14 protein-coding genes are annotated in these 15,104 nt (G+C 66.8%); 4 read left to right on the forward strand and 10 right to left on the reverse strand.

Annotated features, from left to right (window positions below; translation table 11 throughout):
- Positions 1 to 19: 19 nt before the first annotated feature.
- Together ACOQPD_RS09860 and queG are read left to right on the forward strand one after the other, a co-directional pair.
- Positions 20 to 1,396, forward strand: coding sequence for an NAD(P)/FAD-dependent oxidoreductase (locus ACOQPD_RS09860; RefSeq protein ID WP_420611787.1), 1,377 nt, complete (start codon positions 20 to 22; stop codon positions 1,394 to 1,396).
- A complete protein-coding gene (gene queG / locus ACOQPD_RS09865) occupies positions 1,393 to 2,541 on the forward strand; it encodes a tRNA epoxyqueuosine(34) reductase QueG (protein WP_420611788.1) in 1,149 nt (382 codons plus the stop codon). The genes ACOQPD_RS09860 and queG overlap by 4 nt, the downstream gene beginning before the upstream one ends.
- Here the strand turns inward: queG and ACOQPD_RS09870 are convergent.
- From ACOQPD_RS09870 to xsc, 8 genes are all read right to left on the reverse strand, one after another.
- On the reverse strand, positions 2,522 to 3,628 hold the full coding sequence (locus tag ACOQPD_RS09870) for a polyamine ABC transporter substrate-binding protein (protein WP_420611789.1): 1,107 nt from the start codon (positions 3,626 to 3,628) through the stop codon (positions 2,522 to 2,524). The two genes, queG and ACOQPD_RS09870, sit on opposite strands and share 20 nt — an antisense overlap.
- Before the next feature lie 535 nt (positions 3,629 to 4,163).
- Positions 4,164 to 5,054, reverse strand: a complete 891-nt coding sequence (locus ACOQPD_RS09875; RefSeq protein ID WP_420611790.1) for an ABC transporter permease — start codon at positions 5,052 to 5,054, stop codon at positions 4,164 to 4,166.
- A gap of 16 nt (positions 5,055 to 5,070) precedes the next feature.
- Entirely contained in the window at positions 5,071 to 6,006 is a 936-nt protein-coding gene (locus tag ACOQPD_RS09880; protein WP_420611791.1) for an ABC transporter permease, read from the reverse strand.
- A gap of 3 nt (positions 6,007 to 6,009) precedes the next feature.
- Complete coding sequence (locus ACOQPD_RS09885) at positions 6,010 to 7,080, reverse strand: ABC transporter ATP-binding protein (RefSeq protein ID WP_420611792.1); 1,071 nt, start codon at positions 7,078 to 7,080, stop codon at positions 6,010 to 6,012.
- 17 nt (positions 7,081 to 7,097) lie between these two features.
- Complete coding sequence (locus ACOQPD_RS09890) at positions 7,098 to 8,183, reverse strand: C45 family autoproteolytic acyltransferase/hydolase (RefSeq protein WP_420611793.1); 1,086 nt, start codon at positions 8,181 to 8,183, stop codon at positions 7,098 to 7,100.
- A 104-nt stretch (positions 8,184 to 8,287) separates the two neighbouring features.
- A complete protein-coding gene (locus tag ACOQPD_RS09895; RefSeq protein ID WP_420611794.1) occupies positions 8,288 to 8,431 on the reverse strand; it encodes a type II toxin-antitoxin system PemK/MazF family toxin in 144 nt (47 codons plus the stop codon).
- Positions 8,409 to 8,585, reverse strand: coding sequence for a hypothetical protein (locus ACOQPD_RS09900; RefSeq protein ID WP_420614426.1), 177 nt, complete (start codon positions 8,583 to 8,585; stop codon positions 8,409 to 8,411). Before ACOQPD_RS09900 ends, ACOQPD_RS09895 begins: the two co-directional genes overlap by 23 nt.
- Positions 8,586 to 8,594: 9 nt before the next feature.
- Positions 8,595 to 10,307: a sulfoacetaldehyde acetyltransferase gene (gene xsc, locus ACOQPD_RS09905; protein ID WP_420611795.1), complete on the reverse strand. Its 1,713-nt coding sequence runs from the start codon at positions 10,305 to 10,307 to the stop codon at positions 8,595 to 8,597.
- Between the two features lie 297 nt (positions 10,308 to 10,604).
- Here xsc and ACOQPD_RS09910 point away from each other — a divergent pair, with 297 nt between their 5' ends.
- Entirely contained in the window at positions 10,605 to 11,594 is a 990-nt protein-coding gene (locus tag ACOQPD_RS09910; RefSeq protein WP_420611796.1) for a phytanoyl-CoA dioxygenase family protein, read from the forward strand.
- Between the two features lie 37 nt (positions 11,595 to 11,631).
- Here the strand turns inward: ACOQPD_RS09910 and ACOQPD_RS09915 are convergent, their stop codons facing one another.
- Positions 11,632 to 13,110: an alpha/beta fold hydrolase gene (locus ACOQPD_RS09915; RefSeq protein ID WP_420611797.1), complete on the reverse strand. Its 1,479-nt coding sequence runs from the start codon at positions 13,108 to 13,110 to the stop codon at positions 11,632 to 11,634.
- Between ACOQPD_RS09915 and ACOQPD_RS09920 the strand changes: the two genes are divergently transcribed.
- Positions 13,097 to 13,417, forward strand: coding sequence for a hypothetical protein (locus ACOQPD_RS09920; RefSeq protein WP_420611798.1), 321 nt, complete (start codon positions 13,097 to 13,099; stop codon positions 13,415 to 13,417). The two genes, ACOQPD_RS09915 and ACOQPD_RS09920, sit on opposite strands and share 14 nt — an antisense overlap.
- 115 nt (positions 13,418 to 13,532) lie before the next feature.
- Here ACOQPD_RS09920 and ACOQPD_RS09925 read toward each other — a convergent pair whose 3' ends face one another.
- Positions 13,533 to 14,939, reverse strand: coding sequence for an ATP-binding protein (locus tag ACOQPD_RS09925; RefSeq protein ID WP_420611799.1), 1,407 nt, complete (start codon positions 14,937 to 14,939; stop codon positions 13,533 to 13,535).
- Positions 14,940 to 15,104 lie beyond the last annotated feature (165 nt).

Raw genomic sequence — 15,104 nt, forward strand, 5'->3', positions numbered from 1 at the left:
CAGAATTATACTTCCGGTGGTGTCCGACTACTCGAACCTGTCGCTATGGATGGCGACTTTCGAAGGCGACCTGACCCCCCGCGCGCCCCTCGATGGCGATGCCTCGGCCGACGTGGCCATCGTGGGAGGCGGCTTCACCGGCCTGTGGACCGCCTACTACCTCGCCGAGCAGGACCCCTCGCTTTCCATCCTGGTGATCGAGCGGGAGATTTGCGGCTTCGGCGCCTCGGGGCGCAACGGCGGATGGGCCGTGGGAGAGCTGGCCACCGGCTTCGATGCCTACTCCCGCCGCTCGAGCCCGCAGTCGGCAAGCCGCCTCCTGGACTACGTGCACGGCTCGGTCGACGAGATAGGACGGGTGGTCGCGGCGGAGGCCATCGAATGCGGGTTCGCCAAGGGCGGGGTTATCCGGTTCGCTCGCAGCCGCGCCCAGGCCGAGCGACAGGCGGCCGAGGTCGAGAGCAACCGCGCCAACGGCATCGGCGCCGACATCATCCGCTTGCTGGAACCCGAGGAGGTCCGGCGTTTCGCCCGGCCCACCGGCCTCCACGGCGGCATCTTCTACTCACCGTGCGCAGCTCTCGACCCGGCCCGGCTGGTAAGGGGACTGGCCGACGCGGTGGAGCGGCGCGGGGTCCGGATCGTGGAGCAGACCGGGGCGGTCGCGATCGGAGGCGGGTCGGTCACCACGACCCATGGGAAGGTCAGCGCTCCGGTGGTAATTCGGGCCACCGAGGCATACACCCGCGACCTTCCCGGAGAGCGACGGACCCTCGTACCGCTCTACTCGCTGATGATCGCCACCGAGCCGCTGGACGCCGCGACCTGGGCCGAGATCGGGCTCGACACTCGGCCGACCTTCGCGGACGACCGTTACGCGGTCATCTACGGGCAGAGGACCGCAGACAACCGGATCGCCTTCGGAGGAAGGGCCATCCCGTACCTGTTCGGCTCCCGGATCGACCCGGCCACGGAGCGGGACCGGCGGTCTCACAAGCTCATCCGGAAGGTCCTGGTGGACATGTTCCCGGTTCTCGAGGGCGTGGATATAACCCACGAGTGGGGCGGCGTGCTGGCGGCGCCCCGTAACTGGGTTCCGGCGGTGCGCTATGACAGCGACACAGGCCTCGGAACGGCCGGCGGCTACGTCGGCGAGGGGGTGGCGCCCTCCAACCTGGCCGGACGCACCCTGGCCGACCTGATCACCGGCGCCGACTCCGAGCTGGCCGAACTCGCCTGGGTGGGAATCGAATCTCGGCCGTGGGAACCCGAGCCCCTCCGCTGGCTGGGCATCCGAGGCACCCGTGCCGTGATGGGCTGGGCCGACCGGGTGGAGTTCGGTACCGGACGTTCCTCCCGCCTAGGCCGCCTGGCTTACGGACTCCTCCGCCGATGAAGCCGATCACCCCCTCCCCCGAGACCCTGATCGACATCGGTCGGCGGGCAGGGCTGGCCGCGGTGGGGGTGTGCTCGGCCGAACCCTTCCCGGACACGGAGGAGATTCTGCGGGAACGCAAGGAGGGTGGTCTTCACGCCGGGATGCAGTTCACCTACCGCAATCCGGCGCGCTCCACCGACCCGGTGCGCATCCTGCCGGGAGCCGCCGCCCTGGTGGTGGGCGCCCTCGACTTCTGGCGCAGCGAACCGGGCCGCCCGGATGACGGCACTCCCTACGGACGGGTGGCTGCCTACGCCCGGGAGGATCACTACGCCGCCCTCCGGTCAGCCCTCGGGCAGGTGGCGGAGGCCCTGCGCGAGGCCGGCCACCGAGCGGTGGTGGTCGCCGACGCGAACAGCCTGGTCGATCGGGCCGCCGCCTACCGGGCCGCCATCGGTTGGTGGGGGAAGAGTTCCAACATCCTCGTGCCGGGAGTGGGGAGCCTGGTCGTGCTCGGCGCGGTGGTGACCGACGCCCCTCTGTGTGACACCGACCCGGCGCCGATGGCCGACGGCTGCGGGTCGTGCCGCCAATGCCTCGACGGATGTCCCACCGGCGCCATCGTCGCCCCCGGGGTGGTCGACGCCCGGCGCTGCCTCGCCTGGCTGGTCCAGGAGGCCGGGGTGTTCCGTCCGGAGTTCCGGGTGGCCCTGGGGGACCGGATCTACGGCTGCGACGACTGCGCCGACGTGTGCCCTCCCAACCGGGTCCGGGTCCGCCTCGACAGCCCGAGGGCAAAGAGGCCGAACGAGGCCTGGGTGTCCCTGGTCGATCTGCTCGACGCTTCCGACGAGGACCTGATGGCCCGGTTCGGACGCTGGTACATCCCGCGGCGCCAACCCCGATACCTGCGGCGCAACGCCCTGGTGGCGCTGGGCAACGTCGGCGATCCGTCCGCGCCCCGGGTCCGTTACGCGGTCAACCGGGCCCTGGCCCACCCCGATCCCTTGGTGCGCGCCCACGCCGTCTGGTGTGCCCGCCGCCTCGGGCTGGACCTCGCCCCGCTACAGGGCCGCGACGACCCGCTGGTCCAGGACGAGCTTTCTCGCCATGTGCGGGTCCGGCAACCGCTCGCGACAGCCGCTAGCCCACCGCCTCGATGAACGCGTCGGTGTAGTTGATCTCGAAGTCGCCGGTGTCCTGGATCTCCTCCAGCGAGCCCACGCCGCCCGGGATCACCGCGGGATCGGCCACGAAGTCCAGCAGCTCCTGCTCCAGGCCGTCCAGCGCCGCCGCGTTGGGGGTGGAGTAGTAGTTGTAGTTGGACAGGGCCGCACCGTTCTCCGCATCGAGGATCCAGTTGATGAAGGTGTGGGCCGTGCACGGGTTGGGAGCGTCGTGCGGGATCGCCATGTTGTCGATCCAGCGGGTCCCGCCCTCCTCCGGCACGAAGTACACGTACTGGGAGGGGTCGTCGGTCTCCAGGAACTGCGTGAACATGTCACCCGAGTAGCCGTGGGCTATCGCCGTCTCGCCGGTTGTGAGCAACTCGTCAGCCTGATCGGTGTCGAAGGCCGCCACCCGGCCCCGCGCCTCGGAGACCAGCTGCTTGGCCTCTTCCAACTCGCCCTCATCGGTGGTGTTGAGCGAGTAGCCGAGGTACTTGAGCGCCGCTCCCAGGGTCTCCCGGGGGTCGTTCAGCAACGAGATCTGGCCGGCGAACTGGTCCGCGAAGCTGGCGTCGAAGACGATCGACCAGGACCTCGGGAAGTCGGTCCCCACCACAGCGGTGTCGACGGCCAAGCCGGTGGTTCCCCACTGGTACGGGACCGAGTAGTCGCCGGCGGGGTCGTACACCAGATCGCTGAAGTCCGGCGAGATGTTGGACAGGTTGGGTATGGCGTCCTTGTTGAGAAGCTGGATGTCCTCGCCGGCGATCAGGATGGCGACCATGTAGTCGGAGGGGACGATCAGGTCGTATCCCGAGTTACCGGCGGAGATGATCGGCTGCATGGCCTCGTTGGAGTCGTAGACATCCACGGTCATCTCGACGCCGTACTCGGCTGCGAAGGCGTCCACCAGGTCCGGATCGATGTACTCGGCCCAGTTGTATAGGTTCAGGTCACCATCCGTCTGGCCCGCTTCGCAATCTGCGGCGGCGGCCTCGCCATCGTCCTCCGCGCAGGCAGCGGCCAGGAGCGTCATGGCCACCAGCACGGCGAGCAGGCGACGCATCTGGAAGGGTCTCATACCAACCTCTTTCCGTATTCTCGCTTTGGCTTCGAAGCCCCGCCCTGGGCTCACCCTCCGGTTGGCGGCTCGCGTCGAGAAGGCTCTGGCAGAAGTGTATAGACGCTCCGCCGCGTAGGTCGGGCGGATCCGGTGGTTCTACGGTCCTGGCACCGTTCCTTCAATGTCTCGTGGAGTCCTGCCAGGACGGGCGACGCAGCGGCGAGACAGCCTCTTGACCCTCCGCCACACGGCTCCTGCCACCACGGTGATGGTGACAACTCGATGAGGATAGGTCAAGGGTCGAATCTGTCACAGGCTTCCTATACGTTGCCTATCGCCAAGCACCTACACCGGCCGATGGCACGAACCCGATCGGATCGGCCGGCCCGCAGGGAACATACAGGCTCCAAGGGGCGCCCTTCGCCAACCCGGCCCCAGTCCGGGCATGGCCGAACACGCCCAAGCCAAGGAAGGTGGTGGCGGGGGAGGGCCCGACGGGGGGTGCCGTCTCGCGGGCGCTCCGGTTTCGCGGTCTTGCGAGCGTCTCGGGGCCCTACCCCATCAGGGATGAATCGGACCGTCTTCGCAGGCGGTCCCCCAAGGTCCGGCCGGTCTCTCCCGTGCGGAGGCGTTGGGTGACGATCGACAGGATCACCAGCACGATCGACGCGGCCAGCATGATGACGGAGACGGCGTTGATGAGCGGGGTGACGCCGCGGCGGATCATGCCGAACACGAATACCGGCAGGGTGGTGGAACCCGGGCCGGAGGCGAACTGTGTGACCACCACATCGTCGAGCGATAGGGTGAGGGCGAGGAGCGCACCACCAGCGATACCGGGCGCGATCTGCGGCAGCGTGACGTAGCGGAAGCTGCGCCACCGGTCGGCGTAGAGGTCGAGGGCGGCCTCCTCCAGCTGCTCGTTCATGCCCGACAGCCGGGCCCTCACCACCACCGACACGAAGCTGATGTTGAAGGCGATGTGGCTGATGGTGATGGTGGTGAAACCCTTGGTGAGGTCGAGGCCGAACAGCATCTCGGCAATGCGGATCCCTTCGGAGAAGAACAGCAGCATCATCACCGCCATGGTGACGTCGGGGATGATGATCGGAAGGTACAGGAGGGCGTCGAACACCCGCTTCCCCCGGAACCGGAACCGCTCCAGGGCCAGCGCTGCCAGCGTCCCCAGCACCACCGAGATCACGGTCGACAGCAGGGCCACCCGGATGGACACCCACAGGCTGTTCTGGAGCTGGGAATGGTCGATGAACTGCTCGTACCAGGACAGGGTGAAGCCACCCCACCGCCCCACGTTGCGGTCGTCGCTGAACGAGAAGATCACCAGCAGGACGATCGGGGCGTAGAAGAAGGCGTACACCAGCCAGGCCGTGCCCGACAATGCCCACGCGGTGGCGCTGCCGGGCCGGGCCGTGACGCCCTTCATGGCTGCCTCCCCCGGATCACAGGTTCCGCCCTCCCGCCCGGAAGTAGATCAATGTGGCAGTCAGCATCACGGTCATCAGCACGAAGGACAGGGATGCTCCCAGGGGCCAGTTACGCGCCGTCAGGAACTGCACCACGATGTAGGACCCCAGCATGGTTGATTTGCCGCCTCCCAGGATCTGGGGGGTGACGTAGGCGCCCAGGCTGGGGACGAACACCAGGATCGAGCCGGCCAGCACCCCGGGCATCGACAGCGGCAGCAGCACCCTCCGGAAGGTCTGGGCCCCGGAGGCGTACAGGTCCCGGCCCGCCTCGATGAGGCTCCCGTCGATCCGCTCGATGGCTGCGTAGAGCGGCAGGACCATGAAGGGCAGGTACCCGTACACCAGGCCCAGGATCACCGCCGAGTGGGTGAAGAGGATCTCCTGCCGGCCCACACCGAGCGCCTCGGTGACGGCGGCGAACGGGCCGTCCGACCCGAGGATCACCCGCCAGGCGTAGTTGCGCACCAGGAAGTTGGTCCAGAACGGGATCATCACGAACACCAGCAGGATGTTGCGAATCGTGGGCGTTCGGGTGGCAATGAAATAGGAGAAGGGGTAGGCCACCACCAGGCAGATGAGGGTGGTGAGCACAGCGATCCAAACCGACCGGAACAGGATGTCGCGAACGATCGGCTCGGCCAGGCGGCGGTAGGAGTCGAGGTTCCATCCGGCCAGATCGGTCCCGCCGATCGTGTTCCGGGTGGCCAGCGAGTAGACCACCACTATCCCGAACGGGATGGCGAAGAACAGCACGAGGTAGACGTAGGCGGGGAGCGACAGCAGGAACCCCCGCCGGGAGTCGGCTCGCGCCGCCGCCCGTTCGAACTCCGGCGTGACCTCCAGCAATGCCGAGCCGGCGCCTCCCGGTCCCGGGCCGTTGGAAGGCGGCGGGGCTGCGGTCAGGGTCACCCGCTAGTCCTGTACGACCGCTACCGAGGAGGGTTCCCAGGACACGGTTACCTCGTCGCCCGCGCTGACCGCGGCCCTGCCGGCCCGGTTCTCCGCCCGTACGTCGATATGCATCCACTGGAAGGACACCCGGTAGATCAGGGCGTTGCCCAGGTAGGTGACCTGCTCCACCCGGCCGTCCACGGAGGTGTGGTGCTCGGGCGCATCGCCCAGGCTGTGGAGGAAGGCCTGCTCGGGACGCAGGCTGACGGCCACCCGCCCTCCCGGCTGGATGTCCGAGGGGGCGGCGATGGTGATGCCGTTGGTGAGCGTGACCTGATCCGGTCCCGTCACCATCCCGTCCAGCAGGTTGGCATGCCCGATGAAGTCCGCCACGAAGCGGTTGGCCGGGCGGGCATAGATCTGCTCGGGCGGACCGACCTGGAGAAGCCGTCCCCCGTCCATCACCCCGATCCGGTCGCTCATGGCCAGTGCCTCCCCCTGGTCATGGGTGACGAAGACGAAGGTGATCCCCACCTCCCGCTGGAGTGCCTTCAGTTCGAGCTGCATGGCCTCCCGAAGCTTGAGGTCGAGCGCTCCCAAGGGCTCGTCGAGGAGCAGGACCTTGGGGCTGTTCACCAGCGCCCTGGCCAGCGCGACCCGCTGCTGCTGGCCGCCCGACAGCTGGTCGGGGCGGCGCTGCTCCATCCCTTCCATGTGGACAAGGGCGATGGCGTCGCGGACACGAGGGGCGATCTCGGATTTGGGTGTCTTGCGCATCCGCAGTCCGAACGCCACGTTCTCCTCGGCAGTCATGTGGGGGAAGAGGGCGTAGTTCTGGAAGACGGTATTGACAGGACGCCGGTTGGGAGGAAGGGTGCCGACCTCATCGCCGAAGATCCGCAGGCTGCCGGTGGTGGGGAACTCGAGCCCGGCGATCAGGCGCAGCGTGGTGGTCTTCCCGCATCCGGAAGGGCCGAGCAGGGCGAAGAACTCGCCGTCGGCGATCTCGAGGTCCACGCTGTCCACGGCGATGACGTCACCGAAGCGCTTGGTGATGCTATCGAGCCCGACGGCTGGAACCGCTGATGGCATGCCGGCCCTTTCCGTGGTCAGAGGAACTCGATCCTTGCGTAGTCGTTCATGCTGGGAAGGCCCCAAACGGCCCAGAAGTCCCTGGTCCTGGGTCGCATGACGGTAGCCCCCGAAGTCTCCACGTGATAGGGAGGTGCCGGCACCTGGCACACCCCATGGCGGGTGAGGTCCATCAGGTCTTCCTCCGTGATGGCGGACCGGTCGAGGTGGTCGATGGCGACCGACCGCCGCCGGTGGGAGCTGTCCTGCAGCTCGGACGGCCTCTCGATCTCGACAGCCCGGGTGGCTTCGTGGGTGGTGTGGTTGGTATAGGTCAGCGGCGCGGAGGACAGGGTGGTTACAGGCCGGACGCTGGGCATGGCTTCGATGTTGAATCCGACCCCGTCCGCGTCGAAGACCAGGTAGTTGTGACCTCCCGCCAGATCCGCGTCCAGGATGACGCCTCCGGCTTCGGTCGCGGTCTCGGCGAGCAAAGCGTGGCGGACAACGGTCGGCCACGTGACCCCGACCTTCCCGTCGGAGGCAGCCAGGTTGGTGATTCCCACGCACACGCCGCGTTCGTTCATCCCGATCTGTCCGAGGCATCCCACGGTGCTGAAGATCAGCGCCCGCGGCCCCTCGTCGGGTCTGGTCCGCATCAGGATGACGTGGTCGGTGGCCGAGGCATGCATGTCCCAGGTCTGGCCGAAGAACCCGGCGCCTCCGGCTCGGTTGTCCGGAACGATGAAGGCCGTGCAGTCGTCCTCCACCCGTTGAGGAGCCGTGGCCCGGTCCCAGAGGTGTGCCCGCACCGTGTCCACGAAGTCGGTGAATCCACCCACTACCACCGCCTCCGCCATGCTGATCCCGGCACCGGCGGACATGGCATCCATCTCTTCGTACAGGACGGCCGACTGCCGCTCATGGGCTTCGAGGCAAGCCTCCGCCAGTTCGAGAACCATCCCCCTGGACACCGGCGCCCCCGTCCAGAGACCGGACATCACCAGTCCGATCCGCTCCTCGGTATACTCCCGGATCTCCGCCGCGTAGCTACTGCCATGGACGTAGCCCATCTCGGCAGGAGTTCCGCCTACGTCCAGTATGCGAATAGGAGGCCGTCGCATCTGCCCCAAGCGTAATGGCCCGAGCCACGGGACTGCCTGACGCGGGCCCTGCTCCCACCGGCCGCCCTGGGGGAACTCGTGAGTCCTATCGACCTAGACCGCAGCTAAAGGTCTGGTTGGACACGATTCGGCGCCCGGCTGGCCGCTTCGTTGCTGACCACGACCGCCGGGTGCGTCCTGCGGGCCTCGTCTCCACATGCAGGATCGAACGGCACTCCCCGGATATCACCGCGGTGTATCGGCAACATCGCCGACCAGTGCCTCCGACCACGGCAGGGCCGCGGACTCCCGGGCTTCGTCTGCCCCCATCTCGGCGTAAGCGGCGGCGAGATGGTCTGCAGCGGGTTCTGAGATCGGCCCGTCCCGCTGGCAGTCCGATGCCGCCCGGATTTGCTTAGGCACGCGGTCGGTCTACTCGCTGCTGTACTTCGCGTATTTCTCCAGCAGCCGGACCGGTTTCTGCAAGGCGTCCCGGCGGAAGGGCTCGCCCAGCTCCCGGCTCACCTGGATCTCGAGCACGGTGGGCCGCTCTGACTCGACAGCCGCCCGGAGGGCGTCGCCGACCTCGGCCGGCTTCTCGACAACCACGCCCTCGGCGCCCATGGCGCGGGCGATGCCTGCGAAGCTCGGGTTCTCGAGCATCGTCGCCACGTAGCGGTCGTCGTAGAAGTCGATCTGGTTGCGCTTCTCGGCGCCCCACTGCCCGTTGTTGAACACGCAGGCCACCACCGGGATGTTCTCCCGCACGCATGTCATGACCTCCGCCAGGCTCATCCCCCAGGCGCCATCCCCCACATAGGCAATGGCGGGGCGTTCCGGCGCGGCCACCTTCGCCCCCATAGCGGTGGGGAAGGCGTAGCCGCAGTTCCCGAACATCATCGCCGCGAACATGCTGTTGGGCCGGTCGAAACTCAGGTAGGAGTTGGCCACCGAGCAGATGTTCCCGATGTCGGTGGTGACCATCGAGTTCGCCGGCATCGCCAGCTCCAGCTCCCGCAGGGCGGTGCGGGGCGCCATGGGAACCTCCTGCGAGGACGAGATGGAATCCAACTCACGCCGCCAGGCTTCCTTCTCCGCCCGTACCCGGGCCATCCGGTCGTCGCGGGTGGCCGCGCACGCCGGATCCAAGCCCTCCAGCCTCCTCACCAACTCGGCGGCCACGGCTCCGGCGTCGCCATTGATCGCCACCTCCGCCGGCTTTACCAGACCGAGCATCCGGTGGTCGGCATCGACCTGGATGATCCGGGCATCCTCCGGCCAGTACTCGATGCCGTACTGGGGCAGCGTGCCGAAGGGTCCCAACCGGGTACCCAGCGCCAGGATCACGTCGGCCTGGGCCACGAGGCGCATCGCCGCCTTGGAGCCCTGGTAGCCGATCGGCCCGCAAGCCAGCTCGTGGCCGGCCGGGAAGGCGTCATTATGAAGGTACGAGCAGATCACGGGCGCGCCGAGCAACTCGGCCAGGGCTACGGCTTCGGACTGCCCGCCGCCCATCACCACGCCCCCTCCCACCATCAGCACCGGGAAACGGGCCTCGGCCAGCAACTGCGTGGCCGCGGCCAGGCCTGCCGACCCGCCCGAGGAGCGCTCTATCACCAGGGGTTCTCTGATGTCGAAGTCGGCTTCCCCGTAGAAGAAGTCGCGTGGGATGTTGATCTGCACCGGACCCCGCTCCGCCATCGCCAGCGTGAAGGACCGGTGGGTGAGCTCCGCGATCCGCTCGAAGCGCTTGACCTCCACCTGGTATTTGGTGATCTTCGAGAAGATCGGCATCTGGTCCGTCTCCTGGAAGCCTCCCAGGCCCTCCCCCATGGAGCCGGCCTGGGGAGTTATGGCGACCACGGGCGAATGGGCCCAGAATGCGGCCGCGATGGCTGTGACGAAGTTGGTGATGCCCGGACCGTTCTGGCCGATGCAGACCCCGTGACGGTTCGAGACCCGGCTGTAGCCGTCGGCCATGTGCGCGGCGTTCTGCTCGTGGGCCACGGGCCAGAACCTGATCCCGGCCGGCTCGAAGATGTCCAGGGCCTCCATGAAAGCCGACCCGACGATGCCGAACACGTCGGTCACTCCCTGGGCGGCGAGGGTCTCGACAAAGGCCTCGCTAGCGGTCATCCGGACCATCTTCTTTCCTCCTCCGTACGCAGCCGAGACGCCGTGGTTCTCCTGTGACCCGGCTTGACGGCGCCAAGGGGCTGCCTTACCCGTCCCGGCTCCTGAAGAGTACCCGCCCGAGCTGCTCGCACACTCCCGAGCGGCTCCATTCCGTTCGGCGGGACGTGTACCTGGTGATGCCGGACGGGAGATCGATGTGCGGGCAACATTTAAGCCCGGCTTCCCTTAATTCCTTATCGAAATGGGCCCCACTTCGGGCGCGAGCGGATATAGAGTCGCGCCCTACCGGCACGTAGGAGGTGAGAGATGGCCGGGCTCACGGTGGAGCAACTGGAACGGTTCCGCGACGACGGATACCTGATCGTCGAGGATGTACTCACCGGTGAGGATCTGGCCGCGATCGAGGCTGAGTACCGGAAGATCGTCGATCGGGTCTCGGCCGACCTGGCCCTTCAAGGAAAACTGCGCCCGCTTGCCGGGACCACCTTCTCCGAGTGCTACATCGAGGCGATGCAGCAGCTCGATGACATGTACGACCTCTACCAGCATCTCGACATCTCCCTCCCGCTGCTCGAGGACCTCGACCACGGTCACACCATGAACGCCGGGCCGGAGGTGTTCCGCCTGATCACCAGCCAGCGCCTGCTCGACATCGTGGAGTCGGTGATCGGGCCCGAGATCTACTCCAACCCGGTGCAGCACACCCGGATCAAACCGCCCGTCCGCCATCTGCCGGATACGGCCCTCGACGCCAACATCGCCGCCACCCTGTGGCACCAGGACTCCGCCGTCATAGACGCCGAAGCCGACGGCACCGACATGCTGACCGTCTGGCTCGCCGTGACGGATGCCACCCTCGAGAACGGGTGCCTGATCGTGGAGCGCAACAGCCATCGCGAGGAGATGACCCTTCACTGTCCGGGCAAGATCTTCCCCGCCGAGATCTACATTCCCGAGTCGATCATCGACGACGGCCGGGTCATCCCCATGGAGGTGCCGGCCGGGGGCGCCGTCCTGCTGCACAAGCTGACCGAGCACGGTTCCCTGGACAACCACAGCCAGGACATACGGTGGAGCTTCGACCTCCGCTACCAGCCGATCGGCCAACCCACCGGCCGTTCCGTCTTCCCCGGGTTCGTCGCCCGCAGCCGGGCCCACCCCGAACAGGCGGTGACCGACCCAGACGAGTGGGCGAACCTGTGGTGGGACGCCCGGGACCGTATCGCCGACGGCGTGACGCCCATGCGCCTGAACGCCAGGTGGGAGGCCAACGCACGCCAACCGATATGCGCCTGACCGCCCACACAGCCCGGCTCCTTCCGGGTCCGGCCGCTCAGCAGATCGTGGTGCGTTCCTCGGGAAGAACGAGGTCGATCAAGGCCCGGTGGATGATCTCGTTGGCGCATTCGTTGCTGGGATACACCACGTGCGCGTGGTGCTCGGCCCGGACCAGGTAGCCGTTCGACAGCGTCTCCTCCACCAGCTCCTGTGACTCGCTGAACGGCGTTGCCGGATCCCGCGGGTTGCCGATGACGACGATGGGCACATCGCTGCCGTCGAGCGTGCCTCCGAACGAACTCCGATCCAACAGGTCGTAGAACGGGCACGTGCCCGGCGCCGCTAACTCGAGGTGGGCGAGCAGCGGCAGCTCCCGGTGCACTGCCTCCTCCATCGCCCTCTCGTCGGACAGCCGCACGTGGCGATCCAGTTGCGGGTCCAACATCCATGAGTCGAGGCAGTTGACGTGCTCGACGAACGTGGTCCCGCCGCTGCTGTCACCGAGCTGGAAGAGCGCGAGTTCAGCGAGGAGGGACGGATCGCCGTCCTCCACCAGGAGGGCGTAGCCGATCCACAGGTACGGCCAACTCTGCTGGCTGTACAGCGTCGTGATGATCGACAGGGCTCCCGCGAGCGGATTCCCGCCCGTGGCCTCGGCCACCGCGTAGAGCGCGCCGACATTCTCTTTGAAGTACCCGCGCGGGTCGCCGTCGTTGTAGATCGGGCACTCGGGCCGATCGCACGCGTCAAGGGCTTCCCCGAGCAGCACCTCGAACTGGCGGATCTCGTCGATCACGTTGGCGACACGCGCTTCAACCGTGCTGGTGTCGTCGACCGGATTGTCCGCGCCGTCCACCACCATGGCTCGCACTGACGCCGGGAACAACGTCGCGTACCACACGCCGAGCGTGGCGCCGTATGACGCGCCGAAGTAGCTGACCTGCTCCGCTCCGAGTGCCCTGCGGATCTCGTCGATGTCGCGTGCCACGTACTCGCTGTGCAAGAGTCCGGCTGCGGCGCCCATCGACTCGGCACAGAGCAGGGCCGCCGCCTCGCCCGCCGCGAACTCATCGGCGGTGTCGAACGGGAGCTCGACCTGCGAAAGCAGCGCGCGCTGCGCTCCGGGCTCGCCGCATACGAAGGACGGCTCCGAGCGCCCTACGCCTCGGGGATCGAAGCCGACGATGTCGAACCGCTCGAGCACCGGTGCGGTGAACACAACGCCGGGGCCGTCCAGCGCCCACGTGACCATCTCTACGCCGCTCCCGCCCGGTCCTCCGGGATTGACCACCAGGTAGCCGATGCGCCGGTCCGGATCGGGGGCGCGGTGCACGGCGATAGCCAGGTCCAACACTCCCGCGGCAGGGTCGCGATAGTCGAGCGGCACCGTCACCACACCGCACTCGAGTCCGTCAACCTCGCAGTCGGTCCACAGGACGTGGTCCTCTGGCATCGCTGCGCCCTCATCCGTGCCGTCGTCGGCACCGGCGTCGTACACCACATCCACCGCGCCACCGGCCGTGGTGGTGGTCATCGTCTCGACCACACGGGAAGTGCTGGTCGTCGTGGCGGGATCGCTGGTCGTGGTCACGCTCATCGCGGAGGTGGTGGTTGTCGTCACTCCTGCGGCGACGGTGCCGGTAGCCGGCGTCACGGCTGCGGAAGGCGGAGTCGCGGTCGTAGTCTCGCCTGCATCTCTGCCGGGCGCGCTATCCGGCGAAGAGCACGCCGCCGCGACCAACGCCAGCGCCACGGCGGCGGTCCGGATGCTCAGCCGAGGGGCGCGGGCGGTACCCCTGCCACCAGCAAGAGGGCGTGATGGATCCCAAGACATCATGTAGCCCTCTGCGAAGTGGTCCGGCGAATGGCCGATCCTATCCAAGTGCCCGTTCTACGGATCCCGAGGGCTGCCGGCATCGAAGGGACGCTCGTCTCGTCGGCCTCAGATTCCCCTGGTCAGGTATCAAGGAGCCAGGCGAGCATCGATGTAGGGACAGCCATGAGTTCCGGCAACTCCAGATCCAGTACCGTGCGCGTGGCTACGATCCCCCGCCATCGGGACGCCTGTATCGTTCTGGCAGGAGCGCGCCACCGGCCGTCCACGTACTTGGACTCTATAGCCACGCCTCCGAAGTCCGGGCCGACGAAGTCGATCTCGGTCCTCGACGGCGTGCGGTGGTACAGAACCCGGTCGGCGTCCACGTAACTTCCAGGAGATCCGGCTTCGATGTTCCGGAGCAGAGCCATGCCCAACTGCTGTTCGGACAGAACCGAATAGTCAGGCTCTGAGCCCGGTGCTAGCCGGGTGTAGACCGGGTCCGTGAAATAGAACTTCTTCTGCGAACGCAACTTCGGACGAAGACGGTTCTCTCGATGGCATGGCCACAGGACGAAGGCCGCACACAGGTCACCTATCCGGCTCTTCACGGTGGGCGGTGCCACGCCGAGGTCACCTGCCGTCGAAGACTGATTGATGAGTGACGACAGGCTCTTCGTCATTCTCTCTAGGAATGCGGCAGTTTCGGTCCGCGACCATGATGCCCGCTTCAGGGCGTCCCGGTCAACGATCTCGAACAGGTCGTGCTCGAAGGCCCGATCCTCCTGGCCCGAGGCCATGTAGGCCGTAACCGCCGGGTGAAATCCGCCCACCCAGAGATAGGTATCCCAGGCATCAACCAGGACGTTCAACCAGGGGACGAGTGAGTAGGCGGCTTCAGTGAGCCGGGCGTGGGTCAGGTCGCCGATCTGCAACCGGATGGGAGAAGCTGGTGCCTCCGCGCCCCGCGTCAGCTCCACGAATGTTCGGAACCCCATAGGGAGCAGGATCCGATCGGCGTCTGTGATCCCTCCTCTGCGTCCGGCCAGGATGCCGATGGAATCGGACAGATCGGCGGAGGACGACCCGGTGAGAACGACGGTGTCGTCGTGAAACCACGGATCGTTGTCGCGGAGCCACTTGATCCGGTGTGGCCATCCGTCCGTGATAGTGGTGATCTCGTCGATGAACCAATACCGGCGAGCGTGGGCTGGAAACAGTGAGCGGGTGCCGCGGACGAGCCTGACCAGATCATCTGCCGCCCATCCGTCCACCGACATGTGAACGATGCGGCGAGGATCCTCCCCGGCAGCGATCAAACCTTCGATTGATTGCTTGATCTCTACCGATTTACCGACCCGCCGCGGACCACGCAGCACGTACAGCCCACCCGGAGCAAGACTGGAGAGAGCGTTCGAAGAGTGTTCGTATGGCGCTTCCCGGGCTCCTCGGAGGTCATGATCTCTGCCGGACCACCCCATCGGATCACGCCACCAAGCGTTACCCTCGGACAGGGTCTGCTGTATGAGTCCCGGTTTCAGCGCCATCAGGGCCCGCCACGTTGATGCTCTACGTTTTTGAAAACGTTGCCTTTAGTTTTGGGTACATTTTTGAAACTCACGGCTTTGATATTGTAGCATCTTGGAAATCTTCGGTTTGACATAGATGTAGTTCCATCCGACGATCAGGGCGGTCGCGCCCTGATCCGTAGG

Origin of the sequence: Candidatus Spongiisocius sp., from assembly GCF_965221825.1 — a bacterium.
In the GTDB taxonomy this organism is placed as follows: Bacteria; Actinomycetota; Acidimicrobiia; order Spongiisociales; family Spongiisociaceae; genus Spongiisocius.

Bases quoted from the DNA above. Each gene is read 5' to 3' on its own strand.
- queG (WP_420611788.1), top strand. From the start codon at position 1,393: ATGAAGCCGATCACCCCCTCCCCCGAGACCCTGATCGACATCGGTCGG.
- ACOQPD_RS09870 (WP_420611789.1), bottom strand. From the start codon at position 3,628: ATGAGACCCTTCCAGATGCGTCGCCTGCTCGCCGTGCTGGTGGCCATG.
- ACOQPD_RS09875 (WP_420611790.1), bottom strand. From the start codon at position 5,054: ATGAAGGGCGTCACGGCCCGGCCCGGCAGCGCCACCGCGTGGGCATTG.
- ACOQPD_RS09885 (WP_420611792.1), bottom strand. From the start codon at position 7,080: ATGCCATCAGCGGTTCCAGCCGTCGGGCTCGATAGCATCACCAAGCGC.
- ACOQPD_RS09890 (WP_420611793.1), bottom strand. From the start codon at position 8,183: ATGCGACGGCCTCCTATTCGCATACTGGACGTAGGCGGAACTCCTGCC.
- ACOQPD_RS09895 (WP_420611794.1), bottom strand. From the start codon at position 8,431: ATGTTGCCGATACACCGCGGTGATATCCGGGGAGTGCCGTTCGATCCT.
- xsc (WP_420611795.1), bottom strand. From the start codon at position 10,307: ATGGTCCGGATGACCGCTAGCGAGGCCTTTGTCGAGACCCTCGCCGCC.
- ACOQPD_RS09910 (WP_420611796.1), top strand. From the start codon at position 10,605: ATGGCCGGGCTCACGGTGGAGCAACTGGAACGGTTCCGCGACGACGGA.
- ACOQPD_RS09915 (WP_420611797.1), bottom strand. From the start codon at position 13,110: ATGACCACCACCACGGCCGGTGGCGCGGTGGATGTGGTGTACGACGCC.
- ACOQPD_RS09925 (WP_420611799.1), bottom strand. From the start codon at position 14,939: ATGGCGCTGAAACCGGGACTCATACAGCAGACCCTGTCCGAGGGTAAC.